This is a genomic window from Cryobacterium psychrotolerans, from assembly GCF_900101115.1.
Classification (GTDB): Bacteria; Actinomycetota; Actinomycetes; order Actinomycetales; family Microbacteriaceae; genus Cryobacterium; species Cryobacterium psychrotolerans.
Window position 1 is genome coordinate 1 of record NZ_FNFU01000008.1, and the last position, 22374, is coordinate 22374.

Annotated in this window: 21 protein-coding genes and 1 pseudogene; 12 read left to right on the forward strand and 10 right to left on the reverse strand. The window is 69.9% G+C overall.

The annotated features are described in order from the left end of the window. The 4 genes and pseudogenes from BLQ39_RS08375 to BLQ39_RS08390 all read left to right on the forward strand — a co-directional run. Positions 1 to 491 (forward strand): annotated as a pseudogene (locus BLQ39_RS08375) (MmgE/PrpD family protein); the annotation flags it as partial. Continuing rightward, positions 491 to 1402, forward strand: coding sequence for a methylisocitrate lyase (gene prpB, locus BLQ39_RS08380; protein ID WP_092323232.1), 912 nt, complete (start codon positions 491 to 493; stop codon positions 1400 to 1402). The pseudogene BLQ39_RS08375 and the gene prpB, both read left to right, overlap by 1 nt. Positions 1403 to 1411: 9 nt before the next feature. Then, complete coding sequence (locus tag BLQ39_RS08385; protein ID WP_092323234.1) at positions 1412 to 2575, forward strand: bifunctional 2-methylcitrate synthase/citrate synthase; 1164 nt, start codon at positions 1412 to 1414, stop codon at positions 2573 to 2575. Between the two features lie 137 nt (positions 2576 to 2712). Further along, the gene (locus BLQ39_RS08390) at positions 2713 to 3273 is read left to right on the forward strand and encodes an acyl-CoA thioesterase (protein WP_092323235.1); all 561 of its coding nucleotides are present in this window, start codon (positions 2713 to 2715) and stop codon (positions 3271 to 3273) included. A 92-nt stretch (positions 3274 to 3365) separates the two neighbouring features. Here the strand turns inward: BLQ39_RS08390 and BLQ39_RS08395 are convergent, their stop codons facing one another. From BLQ39_RS08395 to BLQ39_RS08405, 3 genes are all read right to left on the reverse strand, one after another. Further along, on the reverse strand, positions 3366 to 3872 hold the full coding sequence (locus BLQ39_RS08395) for an SRPBCC domain-containing protein (protein WP_092323237.1): 507 nt from the start codon (positions 3870 to 3872) through the stop codon (positions 3366 to 3368). 81 nt (positions 3873 to 3953) lie between these two features. Next, entirely contained in the window at positions 3954 to 5555 is a 1602-nt protein-coding gene (locus BLQ39_RS08400; RefSeq protein WP_092323238.1) for a phytoene desaturase family protein, read from the reverse strand. A gap of 52 nt (positions 5556 to 5607) precedes the next feature. Beyond that, positions 5608 to 6546: a LysR substrate-binding domain-containing protein gene (locus tag BLQ39_RS08405; protein WP_092323240.1), complete on the reverse strand. Its 939-nt coding sequence runs from the start codon at positions 6544 to 6546 to the stop codon at positions 5608 to 5610. A gap of 141 nt (positions 6547 to 6687) precedes the next feature. Between BLQ39_RS08405 and BLQ39_RS08410 the strand changes: the two genes are divergently transcribed. Beyond that, positions 6688 to 10254: a proline dehydrogenase family protein gene (locus tag BLQ39_RS08410; RefSeq protein ID WP_092323422.1), complete on the forward strand. Its 3567-nt coding sequence runs from the start codon at positions 6688 to 6690 to the stop codon at positions 10252 to 10254. 31 nt (positions 10255 to 10285) lie between these two features. On the opposite strand, the gene BLQ39_RS08415 is transcribed toward BLQ39_RS08410, so the two are convergent. Both BLQ39_RS08415 and BLQ39_RS08420 read right to left on the reverse strand, forming a co-directional pair. Continuing rightward, positions 10286 to 10651, reverse strand: coding sequence for a GntR family transcriptional regulator (locus BLQ39_RS08415; RefSeq protein WP_218121503.1), 366 nt, complete (start codon positions 10649 to 10651; stop codon positions 10286 to 10288). A gap of 85 nt (positions 10652 to 10736) precedes the next feature. Next, the gene (locus BLQ39_RS08420) at positions 10737 to 11174 is read right to left on the reverse strand and encodes an Lrp/AsnC family transcriptional regulator (protein WP_092323241.1); all 438 of its coding nucleotides are present in this window, start codon (positions 11172 to 11174) and stop codon (positions 10737 to 10739) included. A gap of 132 nt (positions 11175 to 11306) precedes the next feature. On the opposite strand from BLQ39_RS08420, the gene ddaH (BLQ39_RS08425) reads away from it, so the two are divergent. The 4 genes from ddaH (BLQ39_RS08425) (at position 11307) to BLQ39_RS08440 (ending at position 15033) form a co-directional block, all read left to right on the forward strand. Then, on the forward strand, positions 11307 to 12206 hold the full coding sequence (gene ddaH / locus BLQ39_RS08425) for a dimethylargininase (protein ID WP_092323243.1): 900 nt from the start codon (positions 11307 to 11309) through the stop codon (positions 12204 to 12206). A 220-nt stretch (positions 12207 to 12426) separates the two neighbouring features. After that, positions 12427 to 13272: a dimethylargininase gene (ddaH, locus tag BLQ39_RS08430; RefSeq protein ID WP_092323244.1), complete on the forward strand. Its 846-nt coding sequence runs from the start codon at positions 12427 to 12429 to the stop codon at positions 13270 to 13272. An 11-nt stretch (positions 13273 to 13283) separates the two neighbouring features. After that, on the forward strand, positions 13284 to 14543 hold the full coding sequence (gene rocD, locus BLQ39_RS08435) for an ornithine--oxo-acid transaminase (RefSeq protein ID WP_092323245.1): 1260 nt from the start codon (positions 13284 to 13286) through the stop codon (positions 14541 to 14543). A 61-nt stretch (positions 14544 to 14604) separates the two neighbouring features. Then, positions 14605 to 15033: a hypothetical protein gene (locus BLQ39_RS08440; RefSeq protein WP_134574503.1), complete on the forward strand. Its 429-nt coding sequence runs from the start codon at positions 14605 to 14607 to the stop codon at positions 15031 to 15033. Here BLQ39_RS08440 and BLQ39_RS08445 read toward each other — a convergent pair. From BLQ39_RS08445 to BLQ39_RS08465, 5 genes are all read right to left on the reverse strand, one after another. After that, on the reverse strand, positions 14984 to 16249 hold the full coding sequence (locus tag BLQ39_RS08445) for an alpha-hydroxy acid oxidase (RefSeq protein WP_092323248.1): 1266 nt from the start codon (positions 16247 to 16249) through the stop codon (positions 14984 to 14986). The genes BLQ39_RS08440 and BLQ39_RS08445 overlap by 50 nt on opposite strands. A 28-nt stretch (positions 16250 to 16277) precedes the next feature. Continuing rightward, entirely contained in the window at positions 16278 to 16982 is a 705-nt protein-coding gene (locus tag BLQ39_RS08450; RefSeq protein ID WP_092323250.1) for a FadR/GntR family transcriptional regulator, read from the reverse strand. A 150-nt stretch (positions 16983 to 17132) separates the two neighbouring features. Further along, entirely contained in the window at positions 17133 to 18062 is a 930-nt protein-coding gene (locus BLQ39_RS08455) for a 2-hydroxyacid dehydrogenase (protein WP_092323252.1), read from the reverse strand. 144 nt (positions 18063 to 18206) lie between these two features. Then, positions 18207 to 19520 (reverse strand): MFS transporter, encoded by a 1314-nt coding sequence (locus BLQ39_RS08460; protein ID WP_198417068.1) that lies wholly within the window; start codon positions 19518 to 19520, stop codon positions 18207 to 18209. A gap of 5 nt (positions 19521 to 19525) precedes the next feature. Then, complete coding sequence (locus BLQ39_RS08465; RefSeq protein WP_241982766.1) at positions 19526 to 19996, reverse strand: MarR family winged helix-turn-helix transcriptional regulator; 471 nt, start codon at positions 19994 to 19996, stop codon at positions 19526 to 19528. 65 nt (positions 19997 to 20061) lie between these two features. Between BLQ39_RS08465 and BLQ39_RS08470 the strand changes: the two genes are divergently transcribed. From BLQ39_RS08470 to BLQ39_RS08480, 3 genes are read left to right on the forward strand one after another with little or no spacing between them, the layout of a single operon-like run. After that, on the forward strand, positions 20062 to 20931 hold the full coding sequence (locus tag BLQ39_RS08470; protein WP_092323256.1) for an alpha/beta fold hydrolase: 870 nt from the start codon (positions 20062 to 20064) through the stop codon (positions 20929 to 20931). A 9-nt stretch (positions 20932 to 20940) separates the two neighbouring features. Further along, a complete protein-coding gene (gene lplAB, locus BLQ39_RS08475; RefSeq protein WP_092323257.1) occupies positions 20941 to 21990 on the forward strand; it encodes a lipoate-protein ligase LplAB in 1050 nt (349 codons plus the stop codon). A gap of 46 nt (positions 21991 to 22036) precedes the next feature. After that, positions 22037 to 22372, forward strand: coding sequence for a hypothetical protein (locus BLQ39_RS08480; RefSeq protein WP_092323259.1), 336 nt, complete (start codon positions 22037 to 22039; stop codon positions 22370 to 22372). Positions 22373 to 22374 lie beyond the last annotated feature (2 nt).

A 22374-nucleotide genomic window follows, 5' to 3' on the forward strand; every position in this document is an offset into this window, starting at 1 on the left:
CGACCGCGAGCCGGGAGACGCTCGACCACTCGATCCCGTATATCTTCACGGTCGCCCTGCAGGACGGCAGCTGGCACCACGTCGACTCCTACTCGCCCGAGCGCGCCGGCCGGGCCGACACCGTCGCCCTCTGGCACAGCGTGACCACGGTCGAAGACCCCGAGTGGACCCGCCGGTACCACTCGCTCGATGTCAGCGAGAAGGCCTTCGGCGGCCGCGTCGTCATCACGCTCAGCACCGGCGAGACCATCACCGACGAGATCGCGGTCGCGGATGCGCATCCGCTGGGCGCCCGTCCGTTCGGTCGTGCGGAGTACGTGAACAAGTTCCGCACCCTGGCCGCGGACGTGCTCGAGGCGGACGAGATCGAGCGCTTCCTCGACCTTGCGCAGCGCCTGCCCGAGCTGAGCGCCCACGACATCGGCCAGCTGACGATCGTCGCCAGGCCCGGTCTGCTCGCCGCCGCGCCCATGCCGAAGGGGCTCTTCTAATGCTCTACGCCGCCGCCACCGCCGCCGAGAAGCGCCTGAACCTGCGGGCCGGGCTCGCCAGCGGCACGATCCAGCGCTTCCCCGGCGCCTTCAACCCGCTCTCGGCGAAGCTGATCCAGGCGAAGGGCTTCGAGGGCGTCTACATTTCCGGGGCGGTGCTCTCGGCCGACCTGGGCCTGCCCGACATCGGTCTGACCACGCTCACCGAGGTCGCCGGGCGGGCGCAGCAGATCGCCCGGATGACCGACCTGCCGGCGATCGTCGACGCCGACACGGGCTTCGGCGAGCCGATGAACGTGGCGCGCACGATCCAGACCCTCGAGGATGCCGGCCTGGCCGGCATGCACATCGAGGACCAGGTGAACCCGAAGCGCTGCGGGCACCTCGACGGCAAGCAGGTCGTCGACGAGGAGACCGCGCTGAAGCGTATCCGCGCGGCGGTCGATGCGCGCCGGGACCCGAACTTCCTGGTCATGGCGCGCACCGACATCCGTGCCACGGTGCCGGGTGATGGCGGCCTCGACGCGGCGGTCGACCGGGCGAAGAAGCTCGTCGACGCCGGCGCCGACGCGATCTTCCCCGAGGCGATGGCGACGCTGGCCGAGTTCGAGGCGATCCGCGCGGCCGTCGACGTGCCGCTGCTGGCGAACATGACCGAGTTCGGCAAGAGCGAGCTGTTCACGGTGGACCAGCTGGCGGGCATCGGTATTAACATGGTGATCTGGCCGGTCTCGCTGCTGCGCCTGGCAATGGGTTCCGCCGCCCGCGGGCTCGATACGCTTATCGGCCACGGCACCCTGGAACCGGTGCTGGCTGAAATGCAGCACCGGGCCGATCTCTACGAACTCCTCGACTACGAGTCCTACAACCAGTTCGACACCAATGTCTTCAACTTCCAGATCAAGCGCTAGGGGAGCAACATGACCGAAACACAGCAGGCCGTGGCCCCGACGCTTGTCGGTGCCGAGCCACCGACACCCGTCATCTACAAGGGGCTGGCCGGGGTGCCGGTCGACTATACGGCGATCTCGCAGGTCAACTCCGACACGAACTCGCTGCTCTACCGCGGCTATCCGGTGCAGGAACTGGCCGATCGCCGCAGCTTCGAAGAGGTCGCCTACCTGCTCTGGCACGGCGAGCTGCCGACCGAGTCGCAGCTGGCGACGTTCGAGGACCTCGAACGGTCGCTGCGCCACCTCGACCCGGCCGTGCACCGCGTGATCGACGAACTGCCGATGACCGCTCACCCGATGGATGTCGTGCGCACGGCCATCAGCGTCATCGGCGCGAGGGACCCCGAGGCGAACGATTCCTCGCCGGAGGCCGATCTCGCCAAGGCGATCCGCCTCTTCGCTCAGCTGCCCGCCATCGTCGCCTATGACCAGCGCCGCCGCCATGGACTCGACCTCGTCGAACCCCGGGACGACCTCGGCTACTCGGCGAACTTCCTGTTCATGACCCACGGCGAGGTGCAGGAGCTCGTCGTCGTCGAGGCCTTCGACGTGTCGATGATCCTCTACGCCGAGCACTCCTTCAACGCCTCGACCTTCACCGCGCGGGTCATCACCTCCACCCTGGCCGACCTGTATTCCGCGGTCACCGGAGCGGTCGGCGCCCTCAAGGGCGCGCTGCACGGCGGCGCGAACGAAGCAGTCATGCACACCTTCGGCGACATCGGCACGGCCGACAAGGTCGACGCCTGGCTCGAGAACGCGCTCGCGAGCAAGAGCAAGATCATGGGCTTCGGGCACCGGGTCTACAAGAACGGCGACTCCCGCGTTCCCACCATGCGCCACGCCATGGAGGCGATGCTGGAGCACTACGACCGGCAGGACCTGCTCGAGCTGTACACGGCGCTCGAGGAAGCCATGGCCGCACGCAAGGACATCAAGCCCAACCTCGACTACCCGACCGGCCCGGCGTACCACGTGATGGGCTTCGACACCGAGACCTTCACGCCGCTCTTCGTCGCCAGCCGCATCGTGGGCTGGACCGCGCACATCATGGAGCAGCGCGCCGCGAACGCGCTCATCCGTCCGCTGTCGGTCTACAACGGCGTCGAGCAGCGCGAGGTTCCCGCCTGACCAACACGCCGGCGTCGGCGGCCGCGGGGCCGTCGGCTGTCGGCGTCGTGCACGCGGAGGCTCGAGCCGGGCGTGACGCTTGTGGGGCTCGCACAACCGAGGCGGGAGCATCCGGCGCGTCCCGCTAGCCTGCGAGGATGCATATGCTGCTCCGCACCCTCCTGCACTCCGTCCGCTCACGCTTCGGCCCTCGCCTCGGCCACTACGAGGTCGCCCGCACGCGGTTCATCACACTGCCGACCGACCAGGACATCCTGCGGCACATGAACAACGGCGTGTACCTGTCGATCATGGACATCGCGCGCTTCGACATGCTGCACCGCACCGGCATCTGGGCGATCTTCGTCGCCCGCGGCTGGTATCCGGTCGTGGTGTCGGAGACGATCAGCTTCCGGAAGTCACTGACCGTCGGCCAGAAGTTCACGGTCGAATCGCGCATCCTCGGCTACGACGCGAAGGCCGTCTACGTCGAGCAGCGCTTCGTGCGCCCGGATGCCGACGGGAACCCCGAAATCTATGCCCAGGGCTACATCCGCGGCCGGTTCCTCAAGCGCACCGGCGGCGTCGTGGGGATCGACGAGCTGGTCGCGGCGGTCGGCGCCCCTCCCGCGGACGCGGTCCCGCAGTGGCTGCTGGACTGGAGCGCGGACGTCGCGATGCCGCCCACCCGCGCGGCCGCGCCCAGCGTCTGGCCCTAGCGCGTTCCCCGATCGCTCAGTTGCGGACAAAGTACCTTCGCGGGCGCCGTGAAGGTACTTTCTCCGCAACTCAACCGCGGTGCGCGAGGAAGTCAGGCCGACTTGCTCGGAACCACGAGCTCCTTGTAGTAACGCGCGTGGGCCGGGATGTAGTGCTCGCGCTCGGGCAGCGGCTTGCCGGTGCGGGCCGCCACCAGGCGGTCGAGGTAGTAGTCCCAGCCGGGGCCGACCGTGGCCGCCTCGGCGGCGCTGTTCAGGCGCTGGCCGAAGGTCAGGGTCGTCATCCCGTCGGCTTCGCTCAGGTGCACCAGGGCGCGCCATTCGTTCTCGCCCTCGCCGAAGTCGCCCGCGAAGCGGTACGGGGGAGTGCACTCGAGGATGCTCACGTACTCCCACTCGGCGTCGTCCTCGGCGTTCATCCGGAACTTGACGGCGCCCGTGCGCGGCGAGCCGGTGTACGTGCCGATCCAGGTCTCGAGCTCGTCGGTCCGGGTGAGGCTCGCCCAGACGTCGACGGCCGGCGCGGAGAACAGCCGGTCGAGCATCAGGTAGAGCCCGTCCTGGCGATGGGCGAGGCGACCGGTGGGTTTTGCTGACATGGCGACCTCCGCGGTGAGTGATCGAGTACCTGCTATGAGGCTATGCCTTCCGCCCTCCGGATGCCAGAGCCCCGGCCGGCCTCAGTCCTCCAGCACCGCCATCGCCGCGTTGTGCCCGCCGATCCCGCTGACGCCGCCGCCGCGACGCGCGCCGGCCCCGCAGACCAGGATGCGCGGATGTTCCGTCGCCACGCCCCAGCGCTCGGCCGGGGTGTCCCGACGGGCGTCGTCCTCGAGGAAGGGCCAGTCGAGCGGGCCGTGGAAGATGTTGCCGCCGGGCATGTTCAGGGCGTGCTCGAGGTCGAGCGCGGTCTTGGTCTCCACGCAGGGGTTGCCCGCGGCATCCGTGAGCAGCAGCGCCTCGATCGGCTCGGCGAGCACCGAGTTGAGCGAGGCCAGCACGGCGGCCTGGAGCCGCTCGCGCAGGGCGTCGTTGTTCTCCTCGGTCAGCCAGCGGCTGGGGGCGTGCAGGCCGAACACGGTGAGCGTCTGCACTCCGGCGGCGACGAGCTCGGGCGCCAGGATGCTCGGGTCGGTGAGCGAGTGGCAGTAGATCTCGCACGGCAGCACGCCGGGGATGTCACCGCCTGCCGCCTGCAGGTACGCCGTTTCGAGCTGGTCGTAGGTCTCGTTGATGTGGAACGTTCCGCCGAACGCGGCCTCGGGCGAGACGGACTCGTCGCGGAGCTTCGGCAGCCGCGTGAGCAGCAGGTTCACCTTGACCTGGGCGCCCTCGGGCTTGGCGACGGGCCGGCCGGAAGCGGCGCCGGAAGCGGTGCCGGAAGCCGCGCCGGTCGCATCCGCGAGCAGCCCCTGCAGCACCCAGGGCGCGACATTCGCCAGCACGTACCGGCCGGCGACGACGATGTCCCGGCCGTCCTGCTCGTAGCGCACCTCACCGTCCGGCGTGACCGAGGTCGCCCGCGCCCCGGTTTCGATCCGGGCCCCGGCCGCGCGGGCGGCTTTCTCGAGTTCGCCGGACACGGCTCCCATGCCGCCGATCGGCACGTCCCAATCGCCGGTTTCGTTGCCAATCACGTGGTACAAGAAGCAGCGGTTGGCGTCGAGGGAGGCGTCATCCAGCGCCGTGAAAGTGCCGATCAGCCCGTCGGTGGCGACGACCCCGCGCACGAGGCCGCTGCCGAATCGGTCGGTGATCACCCGGCCGAGGGGCTGCTCGATGAGCGCGTCCCAGAGCGCGTCGTCGCCGACCAGGCGCCGCGCCTCCGAGCGTGTCGGCAGCGGCTCGCACACGGTGGGGAAGAGGGCCCGGGCGACGTGCTCGGTGGCCTGGTAGAAGGCGTTCCAGGGCTCGAAGTCGCCGGCCGCGCCGACCCGGGTGAAGGAGGCGCGGGTGGCGGCGTCGTCGCCGCGGTCCACGAGCAGGCCGCCGGTCGTGTCGGACGGGTCCGGCGTGTACGACGAGTACCGGCGCCGGGCGAGCCCGATCGAGAGGCCGAGCTCGCTGATGATCCGCTCGGGCAGCAGGCTGACCAGGTAGGAGTAGCGCGAGAGGCGGGCGTCGATGCCCGCAAAGGCCGCGGCCGAGATGGCCGCGCCGCCCACCTGATCGCCCTGCTCGAGCAGAAGCACGGACTTGCCGGCCAGGGCGAGGTAGGCGGCGGCGGTCAGGCCGTTGTGCCCGCCTCCGACAATCACGACATCGTGTGTGGGTTCGGTCATGGCACGAGCCTAAGCCGTGTCCCCCATCCCCGCGAAACCGCAGTTGTGCGGGCTAAAACGTCGTTATATCGCGCACAACTGCGGTTTCGCGGGAGGAAGGCCAGGCGACGGCGCGGGCCAGCGCGTCGCGCACCGCGAGCACGCCGGGCCGGCCGGCGCTCGAGCGCCGGGCGGCGGTGAAGACCGTGCGGTGGGGACGTCCGGGGAGCTCGCGCAGGCGCACCGACGGTTTGTCGCCGGCCCAGACGAGGTCGGGCAGGATGCCTACGGCGTTGCCGGATTCGATCAGGCGGATGTGCGCGACCAGGTCGGCGGTCTCGAACCGCACGTCGGGCTCGAATCCGGCCGAGCGGCACAACTGCGTCGCCCATTGGCGGGAAGCCGTGCCTGCGGGTTCCATCACCCACGGCAGCGAGGCCGCTTCTTCGAGCGTCGGCGCCGACACCCGCCCGGTGCGGCGGCGGGGAACGGCCAGCCGCAGCGCATCCGAGGCCAGATCCACCCGGTCGAGGTCCGGCCAGTGCGCCCTGGTGTGGCCGGGGTACTGCTCGGCCATGACGAGGTCGAAGTCGCGGGCGGATACCTCGAACAGTCCCAGCTCCGGCTCGCGTTCGGTGATCTCCACCCGCAGCTCGGGGAACTGGGCCGAGAGGAGCGTGAGCGCACGCGGGATCACGGCGTGCGCGGCCGACTGGAACACGGCCACCCGCACGGTGCCCGACACCGTCGTCAGCGACGCGGTCATCTCCGCCTCGGCCCGCTCGAGGCGCTCGAGCAGATGCGTCGTGTGCTCGACCAGGATCTCGGCCTGCGGCGTGAGCTGCACCCGCCGGCCGACCCTTTGCAGGAGCTTGGCGCCGGCCTCCTTCTCGAGCAGCGCGAGCTGCTGCGACACCGCTGACGGGCTGTAAGCGAGGGCCTCGGCCACCCCGGCCAGGGTGCCGCGAATCTTCAGTTCACGCAGCAACCGGAGCCTCCGGACATCCAGCATCAGACCGCCTCACTATTCATCAGTAATACTAATGAATATCGTGCACAAAGATTCGCTTTTGCCTATTGACATTGGGCCGCACACTGAGACTAGATACCTCTTCTGTGCGGCATAACGAAACGAAAGACTAACGTCGTGACCATGACCAACCCCCTCATCCCCAATGTCGAGAAGGACCTCAGCGTCGAGGTTGTCGCGCTCGTGCAGAAGTGGCTCGCCGAGAGCGCCACGATCCCCGCGGACGTGTCCGCCGAGCGCCTCGCCGGGGTACTGAAAGACCCCAACGGGCTGGACTTCACCGTCGGATTCGTCGACGGAGTGATGCGCCCCGAAGACAAGATGGTCGCCGGTTACAGCCTGCAGAAGGTCGCGAAAAAGGCACCGGCCTTCCTGCCCTGGTATATGCGCGGCGCGATCGGCGTCGGCGGAGTGCTCGGCCCCGTGCTGCCCTGGGTCGTCGTCCCCGCGGCCCGTAAGGTGCTGCGCGAGATGGTGGGCCACCTCGTCATCGATGCGACCCCCGCGAAGCTCGGCCCGGCAATCGCACACCTCACCGAGTCGGGCAATCGCCTCAACATCAACCTGCTCGGCGAGTCCGTGCTCGGCGAGAAGGAAGCCCTGCGTCGCCTCGAGGGGACCCGCACGCTGCTCCAGCGCCCCGACGTCGACTACGTCTCGATCAAGGTGTCCTCCATCGCCAGCCAGCTGTCGATGTGGTCCTTCGACGAGGCCGTCACCCGCGTCGTCGAACGCCTCACCCCGCTCTACGAACTGGCCGCGGCGTCGCCCACGCCCAAGTTCATCAACCTCGACATGGAGGAGTACCGCGACCTCGACCTCACCATCGCGGTGTTCGAACGCATCCTCGACCAGCCGCAGGTGCGCACCCTGGAAGCGGGCATCGTGCTCCAGGCCTACCTGCCCGACGCGCTCGGTGCGCTCCAGGGGCTCACGGAGTGGGCGAAGGCCCGGCGCGCGGCCGGCGGAGCGCCGATCAAGGTGCGCGTCGTCAAGGGCGCCAACCTGGCGATGGAGCAGGTCGACGCGGTCGTGCACGACTGGCCGGTTGCCACCTACGGAACCAAGCAGGACACCGACACGAACTACAAGCGCTTGCTCGACTGGGCGCTCACCCCCGAGAACACGGATGCCGTCCGCATCGGCGTCGCCGGCCACAACCTGTTCGACCTCGCCTACGCCCACATCCTCTCCACCCGCCGCGGCGTGCAGGACCAGGTCGAATTCGAGATGCTGCTCGGCATGGCGACGAGCCAGGCCGACGCGGTCAAGAAGGACGTCGGCCGCCTGCTGCTCTACACGCCGGTCGTCAACCCGGCCGAGTTCGACGTGGCCATCAGCTACCTGATCCGCCGCCTCGAAGAGAACGCGAGCCAGGAGAACTTCATGTCGGCCGTGTTCGAGCTGACCAGCACGCCGGCACTGTTCGCTCGCGAGAAGGAGCGCTTCCTCGCCTCCCTCCGGGCGCAGGACGCCGTCGTCCCCGAGCCGAACCGCAGCCAGGACCGGTCGCAGGCCACGCCGCTCGAGTCCGCAGCCCCGGCGGCGCTCGCCGCGGATGCCGCCGACGAGACCGACGCGCACCTGACCGCGGCCGTGCTCGGCCTCACCCGCGGCTCGGCCGGCGTGCCGTCCGGCTTCCACAACGCGGCAGACACCGACCCGTCCCTGCCGGCCAACCGCGCCTGGGGGCGCAGCATCCTGGCCCGCGTCGAGGGCTCGACACTCGGCGTCGACACGATCGCGGCCGCGAGGGTCGATGACGCCGGCGTCCTCGACGGCATCATCGAGTCCGTTGCCAGGGCCGGCGCCGCGTGGGGGCAGAAGACCGGCGCCGAACGGGCCGAAGTGCTGCACCGCGCCGGCGTCGCGCTCGAAGCGAGGCGCGACCGACTGATCGAGGTGATGGCCGCCGAAACCGGCAAGACCATCGCCGAGGGTGACCCCGAGATCAGCGAAGCGATCGACTTCGCCCACTACTACGCCGAGCGGGCCAAGGACCTCGACCGGGTCCAGGGCGCCATTTTCGTGCCCTCGAAGCTCACCGTCGTCACCCCGCCGTGGAACTTCCCGGTGGCCATCTCGGCCGGCGGCGTGCTGTCCGCGCTCGCCGCGGGATCCGGTGTCATCATCAAACCGGCCAGGCTCGCCCAGCGCAGCGGCGCCGTCATGGTGGAGGCGCTCTGGGAGGCCGGCGTCCCGCGCGAGCTCCTCGCGCTCGTCGACCTCGCCGACCGCACGCTCGGCACCCAGCTCATCGCGCACCCGTCGGTCGACCGGGTCATCCTGACCGGCGGGTACGAGACCGCGCAGCTGTTCCGGACGTTCCGCAGCGACCTGCCGATGCTCGCCGAGACCAGCGGCAAGAACGCCATCATCGTCACCCCGTCGGCCGACCTCGACCTCGCCGCCGCCGACGTGATCAAGAGCGCGTTCGGCCACGCGGGCCAGAAGTGCTCCGCCGCCAGCCTGGTGATCCTCGTCGGCTCGGTTGCCCGGTCCGAGCGCTTCATCAGCCAGCTGGTGGATGCCGCGACCTCACTGCGCGTCGGACTGCCCGCCGACCCGGTGACCCAGATGGGCCCGATCATCGAGCCGGCCGAAGGCAAGCTCCTGCACGCCCTCACCACGCTCGGCGCGGAGGAGAAGTGGCTTGTCGAGCCCCGGCAGCTGGATGACTCCGGCCGGCTGTGGACGCCGGGAATCCGCACCGGTGTGGCCCCCGGCTCCTACTTCCACCTCACCGAGTTCTTCGGCCCGGTGCTCGGCGTCATGCACGCCCGGAACCTGGCGGAGGCCATCCGGTTCCAGAACGCCGTGGACTACGGGCTCACGTCCGGGCTGCACTCGCTCGACGCCGACGAACTGGCGGAGTGGCTCGACACCATCGAGGCCGGAAACCTCTACGTGAACCGCGGCATTACCGGCGCGATCGTGCAGCGCCAGCCGTTCGGCGGCTGGAAGCGCTCCGCCGTGGGCGCCGGCACCAAGGCCGGCGGACCGAACTACCTGTTCGGCCTGGGCGGCTGGGTCACCGACCCCGGCAAGAACAGCTCGACGCTGCACCTGCGCGGCCTCGAGGAGCGCGTGACCGACGTGATCGAGGCGTCGCAGTCGGTGCTCGACTACGCCGACTTCGACGTGCTGCGCCGGTCTGCGCTCAGCGACGCGCTGGCCTGGCGGGAAGAGTTCGGAGCCGTGAAGGATGCCTCCGGCCTGGTCCTGGAACGCAACGTCTTCCGCTACCTGCCGCTGCCCGTCACGGTGCGCCTCACCGACAGCGGCACCCTCTCCGACCTGCTGCGCGTGATCAGCGCCGCGGTGCTGTCGAACTCGCGGTTCGTCGTGTCCACGGCCGTCCCGGTGCCGGCCGGCGTGCGCGGCGTTCTCGACGCCCGCGAGGTGCCGGTGACCGTCGAAAGCGACGCCGAGTGGCTGGAACGCGCGGCCGCCGGCGGCATCAGCACGAGCCGGGTTCGCCTGATCGGCGGAGACCCGCGAACGGGCGCCGCCGCCGAGGCATCCGCCCTCGCGCTGGCGCTCGCCGGCAGCCCCGACGCGGCCGTCTACGCGCACCAGGTCACCCAGGCCGGCCGCGTGGAACTGCTGCCGTTCCTCCGCGAGCAGGCGATTTCAATCACCGCGCACCGCTTCGGCAACCCGAGCACGCTCTCCGACGGCGTGATCTAGCCGGCGCGCCACGCTGCGGGGCGCTGCGGGGTTACCGAGCGAGGGCGGCCGCCACGAGCGCCAGCGCCTCCGCCGGGTCGACGCCGAGCCCGGTGACCCGGTCGGCGTAGGCGATGGCGGCGAGCTGCGCCTGGCGGTGGGTGGCGTCCCCGGTCGCTGCGACGAACGATCCGTTCCGGCCGCGCGTTTCGATGACCTCGTCGCGCTCGAGCGCGCGGTAGGCGCGGGCGACCGTGTTCGTGGCCAGGCCGAGGTCCGCGGCCAGGGCGCGAACCGGCGGCAGCCGGGTGCCGGCGGCGAGTTCACCGGAGCGTACGGCCTCAATGAGCTGCACGCGGAGCTGCTCGAACGGCGGCGTGGCCGACGTCGAGTCGATTGTGAGGAATGACAGTGGCACGGCTTGCTCTCCCTGGGGGCTGCGTCTGGCCAGTGTGGCAACTCGGAGTGCCGGGCGCAACCGCGGCCGACCCCAGCGAGCCTCGCTACTCGGCGGCGCGGTGGATCAGGCGGGAGAGCACGATCGAGCTGCGGGTGTGGTCGACGTTGGGGGCCAGCCGCACCTTCTCCAGGGCCGCTTCGAGTCCTGAAATGTCGCGGGCCCGGATGTGCACCATCGCGTCGGCGCTGCCGGTGACGGTTCCGGCATCCACGACCTCGGGCACACCGGAGAGGATCCGCAGCAGTTCGTCGGGTGCCACGGTCCCGCGGCAGAACAGCTCGACGTAGGCCTCCGTGCTCATGCCGTCGATGGCGGGATCGACCTGGATCGTGAAGCCGCGGATGACCCCGTCGGCCACGAGCCGGTCCACCCGGCGCTTCACCGCGGAGGCGGACAACCCGACGACGGAACCGATGTCCCCGTAGCCGGTGCGCGCATTCTGGCGCAGGAGATCGAGGATGCTGCGGTCGAGGTTGTCCATCCCGCGAGTCTAGGCGAAATCGTTGCGCGGACCGCGCAGATTACGCAGTAATCCCGCGCTCGATTGCGGGAATCACCGGATAGCTGCGTGGAAAACTGAACCCACCACGACAAAGGAGATCCGTTGGCGAGAATGCTGCTGGACACCGCTCTGCCCACGATCGCTCCGACGCCCACGATCGCTCCCGCGCCCACGCCCGAGGCGGCGCCCACGCGCACGGCGAGCCCGCGCAGCTACCTGATGTGCCGCCCGGAATACTTCACGGTCAGCTACGCCATCAACCCGTTCATGAACCCCGACGCCCCGACGGACACGGCCCGCGCCCTTCGTCAGTGGGACGCACTCGTGGGCGTCTACCGCGGCCTCGGCCACGAGGTAGCGTTCCTCGGCCCGGTCCCCGGGCTCGTCGACATGGTCTTCGCCGCCAACGGAGGCTTCACCGTCGACGGCCGGGCCTACGTGGCGAGCTTCGCCCACCCGGAGCGGCGGGCGGAGGCGGACTCCTTCCGCGCCTGGTTCGCCGCGCACGGTTTCGAGACGCACGAGCCGGCATCCGTCAATGAGGGCGAAGGCGACTTCGCGTTCGCCGGCGGCGTGATCCTGGCCGGCCACGGCTTCCGTTCGAGCGCGGAGAGCCACACCGAACTCGCGCGCGTCTTCGGCCGTGAGGTGCTCAGCCTGCGCCTCGTCGACGAGCGCTTCTACCACCTCGACGTCGCCCTCACGGTCCTGGATTCCGAGGCGATCGACGGCCCGGCACGGATCGCCTACCTGCCGAGCGCGTTCGACGAGGCCGGCCGGGCGCTGCTCGCCGACCGCTTCCCCGACTCGATCCTCGTCTCCGAGGAGGAGGCCGCGATCCTCGCGCTCAATTCGGTGTCCGACGGGCGCAACGTGGTCGTCGCCCAGGACGCGCACGACTACATCGCGGCCCTCGCCGCCGCCGGGTACACCCCGGTTCCGGTCGACCTGTCCGAGCTCCTCAAGAGCGGCGGCGGAGTGAAGTGCGTGTCCCAGGAACTGCGCCGCTGACCTGCTGCGCGCCGTGAATCGTGCGCAGGGGGCGGGAAGCACGCTGATTTCGTGCGCGAATTAGCGTGCACCATTGATTCCGGCTGTGTGAGACTTGAGGCGGCGTCCCGCGCGGGATCGTGAACCGATCGCGCCGGGCTCTCGTGAGCGACTTGGTCCGCCATCCACCCCACGCACCGACCCCCGGGTACCGGGCCGGAGCGCAGAGCAAGGAGATCCCATGTCGACCAATCTCGAGGAACTCGTGACGCCGGACGTTCCAGTGCGCACGGCCGTCAAGCGCACCGTCCTCATGTGCAAGCCCGACTACTTCACCGTGGTCTACCGGATCAACCCGTGGATGGACCCGGCGCTGCCGACCGACACGTCCCTCGCGGTGGCCCAGTGGCAGACCCTGTACGACACCTACCTCGGCCTCGGCTACGACGTGCACCTGATCGACCCGATCGACGGCCTGCCCGACATGGTCTACGCGGCCAACGGCGGTTTCGTCATCGACAACATCGCCTACGGCGCCCGGTTCACCTACCCGCAGCGCCAGCCGGAGGGTCCGGCGTACATGGACTGGTTCCGCGCCAACGGATTCGACGTGCGCGATCCCGCCGAGGTCAACGAGGGCGAGGGCGACTTCCTGCTCGTCGGCGACGTCATGCTGGCCGGCACGGGCTTCCGCAGCGCGTCGAACAGCCACGAGGAGATCGCCGGCATCTACGGCCGCACGGTGATCACGCTCACGCTGGTCAACCCGAACTTCTACCACCTCGACACCGCGATCGCCGTGCTCGACGACACCAACATCGCCTACCTGCCGAGCGCCTTCGACGAGGCCAGCCTGGCGATCCTGCGCGAGCGCTTTCCGGATGCCATCATCGCGACCGAAGCGGACGCCGCCATCCTCGGCCTCAACTCCTACTCCGACGGCTACAACGTGGTCATCGCCTCGCGCGCGAAGGATTTCGAACGCGAGCTGCGCGCCCGCGGCTACAACCCGATCGGCGTCGACCTGTCCGAGCTGCTGCTCGGCGGCGGCGGCGTCAAGTGCTGCACCCTGGAACTCCGACGATGAGCGAGGAAACAATGACCCACACCACCCACGCCGCGCCGAGCCTGACCACCACGCCCCGCCAGGCCCAGGCCATCGCGCTCGAGAACGAGCACGCCGCCCACAACTACCACCCGCTGCCCGTTGTCGTGGCATCCGGTGAGGGTGCCTGGGTGACCGACATCGACGGCCGACGCTACCTCGACTGCCTCGCCGCCTACTCGGCCGTGAACTTCGGCCACTCCAACCCGGTGCTGCTGGATGCCGCGCGCGCGCAGCTCGGACGGATCACGCTCACCAGCCGCGCCTTCCACAACGACCAGTTCGGCCCGTTCGTCACCGCCCTGGCGAAGCTCTCGGGCAAGGACATGGTCCTGCCGATGAACACGGGCGCCGAGGCGGTCGAATCCGCCGTCAAGGTCGCCCGCGCCTGGGGCTACCGGGTGAAGGGCGTCGCGCCCCTGCAGGCGAACATCATCGTCGCCGGCGGCAACTTCCACGGCCGCACGACCACGATCATCAGCTTCTCGGATGACGAGTCGGCTAGGGCGGACTTCGGGCCGTTCACGCCCGGGTTCCGCACGGTTCCCTACGGTGACGTGGAGGCGCTCGAGGCCATGATCGACGCGAACACCGTCGCCGTGCTGATCGAGCCGATCCAGGGCGAGGCCGGCATCGTCGTGCCGCCGGCCGGCTACCTGCCCACCGTGCGCGAGATCACGAGCCGCCAGAACGTGCTGTTCATCGCCGACGAGATCCAGTCCGGCCTCGGCCGCACCGGTTCGACGTTCGCCTGCGACCTGGTCGGGGTCGTGCCTGACCTCTACCTGCTCGGCAAGGCCCTCGGCGGCGGCATCGTGCCGGTGTCCGCGGTGGTCGGAAACAGCGACATCCTCGGCGTGCTGAAGCCCGGCGAGCACGGCTCGACCTTCGGCGGCAACCCGCTGGCGGCGGCCGTCGGCCTCGCCGTGGTGACGATGCTGGAGACCGGCGAATTCCAGCAGCGCGCCCGCGAACTCGGCGAGCACCTGCACGCCGGGCTGACGAGGCTGATCGGACACGGCGTCCTCGCGGTGCGCGGCGCGGGCCTCTGGGCCGGCATCGACATCGACCCGGAGCTCGCGTCCGGGCGTGCGGTGAGCGAGGCGCTCCTGGCCCGCGGCGTGCTCGCGAAGGACACGCACGGCTCGACCATCCGTCTGGCGCCGCCCCTCGTCGTGTCGGCCGAAGACATCGACTGGCTCGTCGAGCAGCTGGCCGGCGTGCTCGAGGAACTCGCGAGCCCCGCCGCCTGATCGCACCTCGCCGCGTTTCGGCGCGGTCGTTCAACGCCGACCGTGACCGTTGCGGTCGAGTTTGCCCGGCACGACCGGGCAACTCGACCGCACGGCCCTGAATGCGCGGATCGATGACGGCGCGGCCGAGGCGGGGCGGGATCCCCGGTCGATCAGGCGGCTGCTCAACGTGGGCGGGGCGTTCACCCCGAGCGCCGAGGGACTGCTGCGCGGGCCGCCCGGCCGGTGGGCCGAGGATCTCGCGTCGATGACGCTCGAGCACGGGATGAGCGAGTACATCCTGGCCACGGATGACGCCGCGACCATCCAGCGCTTCGCGGCCGAGGTGGCCCCCCGCGGCCAATCAACGGCGCCGAGTGTCGCCGAATCTACCGAGTCGACCCGTTGTATCGGCGACACTCGGCAGATTCGGCGATTCTGGGCGCAGCCAACGGCGCCGTCTAGAGAACCACGGATGCCGGGGCGGGCGCCTCGGCCGCGATCCGGCTGAGCCGGGTCAGCTGCGTCACGTGCCCGGGCTCGAGCTCCTCGAGCGAGTTCACGCCGAGCAGGCGCATCGTGCGCGACACCTGCTCGGAGAGGATCGCGATCGCCCGGTCGACGCCGGCCTCCCCGCCGGCCATCAGGCCGTACAGGTACGCGCGCCCGACCAGCGTGAAACGCGCGCCGAGGGCGACGGATGCGACGACATCCGCTCCGCTCATGATCCCGGTGTCGAGGTGCACCTCCATCTCGGAGCCGACCTCGCGCACGACCTGCGGCAGGAGGTGGAACGGGATCGGGGCGCGGTCGAGCTGGCGTCCGCCGTGGTTGGAGAGGATGATGCCGTCCACGCCGAGGTCGACCAGCCGCTTCGCGTCGGCCACGGTCTGCACGCCCTTGACGACGATCTTGCCGGGCCATTGCGCCTTGATCCAGGCGAGGTCCTCAAACGTCACGGTCGGGTCGAACATGGTGTCGAGCAGGTCGGCGACGGTGCCGCTCCAGCGGTCCAGGCTGGCGAAGGCGAGCGGTTCGGTCGTGAGGAAGTTGATCCACCACTCCGGGCGGGGCAGCGCGTTCAGCACCGTGCCCGCGGTCAGCGCCGGCGGGATCGAGAAGCCGTTGCGCTTGTCGCGCAGGCGCGCGCCGGCGACCGGCACGTCCACGGTCACGAGGAGGGTGTCGAAGCCGGCCTTCGCGGCCCGGTCGACGAGGGCCATCGAGCGGTCGCGGTCCTTCCACATGTACAGCTGGAACCAGTTGCGCCCGTCGGGGTTCGCGGCCTTGACGTCTTCGATCGAGGTCGTCCCCATCGTCGACAGCGAGAACGGGATGCCGGCCCTGGCCGCCGCGTGGGCGCCCGCGGTCTCACCCTCGGTCTGCATCATCCGGGTAAAGCCGGTCGGGGCGATGCCGAACGGCTGGGCGACGGGCGCGCCGAGCACGTCCCAGCCGGTGTTCACCGTCGACACGTCGCGCAGGATCGACGGGTTGAACTCGATGTCCTCGAAGGCCTGGCGCGCCCGGCCGAGCGAGAGTTCCGCCTCGGCGGCGCCATCCGTGTAGTCGAACGCGGCCCGGGGGGTGCGCTTCTTGGCGATGTCGCGCAGGTCGTAGATGGTGAGCGCGGCGTCGAGGCGGCGCTTCTTCGCGTTCAGCTCCGGCGTCTTGAACTGCATCAGCGGGGCGAGATCCTGAATCTTCGGGATGCGTCGTTGAACCATCGAGTGCCTTCTTCCTGTTGGGCCTGGGTTAGGTGAGGTGGGTTTCGGCGTAGTAGCCGGAGATGTGGGATTGCACGGCCAGGCGTGCGGCCTCCGCGTCGGTGGAGGCGACGGCCGCGAGGATGGCGCGGTGCTCGAGCATGAGGCGGGCGGATGTTGCGGGCCAGGAGACGAGGCCGGGAACGCCGGCGCGCGCGTAGCCTTCGATGGCGCTCCGCAGGCCGGCCATCATCGCCGTGACGACCTGGTTGCCGGACGCCTCGGCCAGCGACACGTGGAACTGTGCGTCGAGGGCCAGGAACTCGGCCTCGGTCAACTCCCGGGACTCCATCGCGCGAAGCAGCGCCTCCGACCCGGCGAGGTCGGGCCGATTCGGCGCCCCGGCCAGCTCGGTCACGACCGAGGCCTCGAGCACGAGACGGGTCTTCACGACGTCGGCGACCGGGAATCCCCGGGCGGCCATCTGCAACCGCATCAGGGCCGACATGCCGCCGCCGGGGAGGGCGACGATGATCGCGCCGGCGGAGGGGCCGGAGCCGGTCGCCGTGCGGATCAGCCCGAGAACCTCGAGCACGCGGATCGCCTCGCGCACGCTGGACCGGCCCACGCCCAGCTCCACGGCCAGGGCGCGCTCGCCGGGCAGGCGGTCGCCCGGGCGGAGGCGGCCTTCGAGCAGGTCAGTCTCGATGTGGGCGAGCACGGTCTCCCAGGCGCGGCGGTCGTCGTCGGGCACGATGGTCCTCCTCGACCTGGGGTGATGCTCACTGGTGTGGTCTGACCACAGTACATGACTCACTCCGCGCTCGCACCGTCTGGCTCAGTTGCGGAGAAGGTACCTTCGTTGGGGGATTGAAGGCACTTTCTCCGCAACTCAATCTGAAAATCAGTCCGTGCGCAGCACCACGTTGGCGGGGGCCTCGCCGCGCAGCATCCGGTTGATCTGGCCGCGCAGCAGGCGGGCCATCCGCGGCAGCATGGCCGTCGAGGCTCCACCGACGTGCGGGGAGATCAGCACATTGGGCAGGGCGAAGAGCGGATGCCCCTGGGGCAGCGGCTCCGGATCGGTCACGTCGAGGGCGAGCCGCAGGCGCCCGCTGCCGGCGTGGGCGAGCAGCGCGTCGGTGTCCGCCACCGGGCCGCGGGCGATGTTCACGAGCAGGCTGCCGTCGCGCATCCGGCCGAGGAAGGCGTCGTCGACCAGGTGCGTCGTCGACGCGGTGAGCGGCACGCCGACGACGACGATGTCGGCCTGGGGGAGCAGTCCGGGCAGTGACTCGAACCCGTGGATCACGCCGCGGTCGTCGGAGCGGGCGGTGCGGGCCACGCGCACGACAGTGGTCTCGAACGGGAGCAGCCGGGCCTCGATCGCCTGGCCCACGCCGCCGAAGCCCACCAGCAGCACGGTGCGGTCGGCGAGGCTCGCGTGCTGGGCAGGGGCCCAACGGCCCTCGGTTGCCGCCCGCACGAAGTCCGGGATGCCGCGCTGTGAGGCCAGGATCAGCGCCAGGGTGAGTTCGGCGGTCGACGTCTCGTGCACGGTGGCCGCGTTGGCAAACACGTGCCCGGCCGGCAGCGCCGCCTTGACCTGGTCGTAGCCGATCGACTGGCTCTGCACCAGGCGCGTCGTCACGCCGGCGAGGTGCGCGAGGCCGGCCGGTTTGCCCATATACGGCGTCACCACGATGTCGATGACGGGCACCGGCGCCGGACCGGTCAGCTCCCAGTCGAGAAGCTCGACCCCGTCGGGCAGGTCGCCGAGGGCCTCCCGCAGTTTCGTTTCCGGCACACTGACACGCAATCGCGGAGAAGTCATCTTCCGAGCCTAGAGGCGCCCGTTAGCCCCGCGAAACTGCATTTGTGCGCGTTATGAACGCGCTTTAGCGCGCACAACTGCGGTTTCGCGGGATGTTTGCGGGGGGCTCGCGGGAGATTAGGGGATTAGGGGGTTAAGGGCGGCTCAGCGGGGGGTGGTTGCCTCGACGATGGCGATCTCCCGGGTCGCGGTTTCGCGGTCGCGGCCGGACCCGTCGTGCCGCACGAGCAGCCGCGGCGTGCCGCGCGGGCGGAAGCGCACGCGCAGCCGGCGGTACTTGATCATCCAGAACAGCACGGCGGCGGCGGCCAGGATCCCGGACAGGGCGGCGACCCCGAGCCCCCAGCGTGGGCCGTACTGGTCGGTGACCCAGCCCACCAGCGGAGCGCCGAGCGGGGTGCCGCCGGCGAAGATCGCCATGTACAGGGCCATGACGCGGCCGCGCATGGCAGGGGTGGTCGTCGTCTGCACGTAGGCGTTCGCGGTCGTCATCAGGGTGATGGCGGAGAACCCTACGAGCGCCAGGGCGATCGCGAAGGCGGCGTAGGTGGGCATCAGGGCCGCAACCCCGCAGGCGATACCGAATGTCGCGGCGCCGACGACCACGAGCCGGAGCCGCGGCCGGCTGCGGTGCGCCGAGAGCAGGGCCCCGGCCACCGACCCGATGGCCATGATCGAGCTGAGCAGGCCGAATTCCCCGGCGCCCATCCCGAACTCGACGGTCGCCATCGTCGCCGTGAAGATCGCGAAGTTGAAGCCGAACGTGCCGACCAGGAACACGGTGATCAGCACGACCACGATGTCCGGCCGGCGCCAGACATAGCGGAACCCGGCCACCAGCTGGCCTCGCTCCCGGGATGCCTTCGGCTGCGCCCGGAGTTTCTCCCGGCGCAGCAGCAGCATCGCGAGCACGGTCACGGCGAAGGTGGCCGCGTTGATCAGGAAGACCCAGCCCGCACCGACGGCGACGGTGAGGATGCCCGCGGCGGCCGGTCCGATCAGCCGGGCCCCGTTGAATGACGCCGAGTTCAACGCGACGGCGTTCGACAGGTTGTCATCGGCGACGAGCTCGGAGACGAACGTCTGCCGGGCCGGCGCGTCGATCGCCGCGACGACCCCGAGGGCGAGGGCGAAGAGGTAGACGTGCCAGAGCTCCACCACCCCGGTCACCGTGATGATGCCGAGCCCGAGGGCGAGAATCGCCATCAGGGTCTGGGTGAGGATGAGCAGCCGGCGCCGGTTGAAGCGGTCGGCGATCAGGCCCGACCAGGGCATCAGGAGCAGCTGCGGCCCGAACTGGAGCGCCATGACGATGCCGACCGCGGTGGCATTGTGATCGGTCAGCTCGGTGAGCACGATCCAGTCCTGCGCGGTGCGCTGCATCCAGGTGCCGATGTTCGACACGAGGGCGCCGGCGAACCAGATCCGGTAATTCACGCCGCCCAGGGAGCGGAACATCGCACTCAACTGTCGGCCAGTCCCCTCATGATGAGCGTCGCCTCGGCGAGCACGCGGCGACGCTCGGGGGTGAGGGCACTGACGCGCGTGGCCAGCCAGGCGTCCCGGCGCATCCGGGTCTCGCGCATCAGCGCCTGGCCCTGCTCGGATGCGCTGAGCACGACCTTGCGGCCGTCGTCTTCGGCTCCGGCCCGCTGCACGAGGCCCGCCTCAACGAGGCAGTTGACGGTGCGGTTCATCGAGGGCGGTGTGACGTGTTCGAGTTCGCTCAACTCGCCGAGGGTCAGCGGTCCGTCGACGAAGAGGGTGCCGAGGGCAGAGAACTGGCCACCGCTGAGCTCGTTCTCCGCCTTCTCCTGGCGGAGGCGCCGGGCCAGCCGGCCGTTGGCGATCCGGAAGTCGTGGCTGAGTTCTGCAACGCTGCTGCGCCGGGCCGGTGTCGAGGCGGGGGCAGGGGTCGCGGATTCCATAAGCATTGAGCATAACCAATTAGCGTTGCTAAGTATTCCTCTGCGCTGCCGTCTGCTGCCAGAATGACACCGTGCCCACCTTCACGGATGATTACGGCGTCGAGATCACCTACTACGCCTGGCCGGTCCCGAACGCGCGGGCCGTGGTTCAGCTCGCTCACGGGGTGGGGGAGCACGCCGGCCGCTACGCGGAACTCGCGCGGGCGCTCAACGCCGCCGGCTACACGGTCTACGCGGACGACCACCGCGGCCACGGCCAGACCGGACTCGATCAGCACGGAGGCGACCTGTCGAAGATCGGCCGGCTCGGGCCGGGCGGGATGCGCGCGGCCGTCGCCGGCGTGCACCAGCTGAGCGGGATCATCCGCTCCCAGCAGCCGGGGCTGCCCCTCGTGCTGCTCGGGCACAGCTGGGGGTCGTTCATGGTGCAGATGATCATGAACCAGTACCCGGCCGACTACGACGCCATCGTGCTCAGCGGCACCGCGTATCGCTGGCCCGGCTACCTCGACAGCGGTGACCTCAACCGCAAACACAAGCACCTCGGCACGACGGGCGTCGAGTGGCTGAGCCGCGACCCCGCGGTGGCCGACGCGTTCATCGCGGATCCGCTCACCACGACGACCCCCCTGGCCCGGCTTTTCGGGCTGCGCGAGGCGGCCCGGATCTTCGGTCGACCGGCCCAGGGGCTGCCGCCCGCCCTCCCGCTGCTGATCCAGGTGGGCGGCGACGACACCGTCGGCGGAGAGCGCAGCGCACGCATGCTCGTCAAGGCATATACGCGGCGATCCGGCCTGCGCGACGTGAGGCTGGTCGTGTACCCCGGCGCCCGCCACGAGGTCTTCAACGAAACCAACCGGGCGGACGTCGTCGCCGACCTCGTCGCCTGGCTCGATGAGCGCTTCCGCGCGCACACGGATGTCGGGGGCCCGGGCGATTAGGCTTGCCCCATGCACGGTGAATACAAGGTTCCAGGTGGCAAGCTCGTGGTTGTCGATCTCGACGTGGTCGACGACAAGATCGTCAACTTCCGGCTGGCCGGAGACTTCTTCCTCGACCCGGACGACGCCCTCGAGGACATCAACGCCGCGGTGAACGGCCTGCCGGTCGGCAGCGACGCCGCGACCATCGCCGCCGCGGTGCGGGGGGCGCTGCCCGCGCACGCGACCCTGCTCGGCTTCTCGCCGGAGTCCGTGGCGGTCGCGATCCGCCGGTCCCTGGCCCAGGCCAGCGGCTGGCGCGACTACGACTGGCAGCTCATCCACTCCAAGCCGGTTGCGCCGATGATGCAGATGGCGCTGGACGAGGTGCTCGCGATCGAGGTCGGCGAAGGACGCCGCAAGCCCACGCTCCGCATCTGGGAGTGGAACGAGCCGGCCGTGGTGATCGGCAGTTTCCAGTCACTGAAGAACGAGGTGGACCCCGCCAACGCCGCCCTGCACGGCTTCACCGTCGTGCGCCGGATCACCGGCGGCGGCGCCATGTTCATGGAGGCCGGATCGGTCATCACGTATTCGATCTACGCGCCGGTCGAACTGGTCCAGGGGATGACCTTCGCCGACTCGTACGCCTTCCTCGACGACTGGGTGCTCACCGCGCTCAAGTCACTCGGCATCGACGCGTACTACCAGCCGCTCAACGACATCACGAGCCCGAAGGGCAAGATCGGCGGAGCCGCGCAGAAGCGGCTCGGCAGCGGCGCCGTGCTGCACCACGTCACCATGAGCTACGACATGGACGGCGACAAGATGGTCCAGGTGCTGCGCATCGGCCGCGAGAAGCTGAGCGACAAGGGCATCACCAGCGCGGCCAAGCGGGTCGACCCGCTGCGCAGCCAGACCGGCCTGGGCCGCGACGAAATCATCGAACGGATGAAGGACACCTTCATCGAGCTCTATGGTGCGCGTTCCGGCGACATCACCGACGAGGAGTACGCGAAGGCGGCCGAGCTTGTCGTCACCAAGTTCGGCACGGACGAATGGATCACCCGCGTTCCCTGACCGGATGCCGCCCGGCGGACTGCGCGCCCCTCGGTAGACTGGCGGAATGGAGTGGTGGTTTCCGATCGGCCTGGCCGGCTTTGTGCTGCTCGGATACCTGGCCAACCGGCTCGGCTGGATCGACCTTTCGAACAAGAACCATCGCCCTGGCGGCGGCGGAAGCATCGTGAGCATCGGCGACGAGGTCTTCGCGCCCGCTCGGCATGAGGCCGCCATCGAGCTGGACCGCCAGAGCGTGCTCCCGGCGCCCGCGCCCCTCGCCGGGGATCCGGCCGCAGACAAGGTCTACGACGGCCGCATCACCATCCAGCTGCGAGACGACCACCAGCTGCGAGACGACGAGCCGCGAATCGACCGGCGACCGGGGCCGGATCCCAGCTAGCT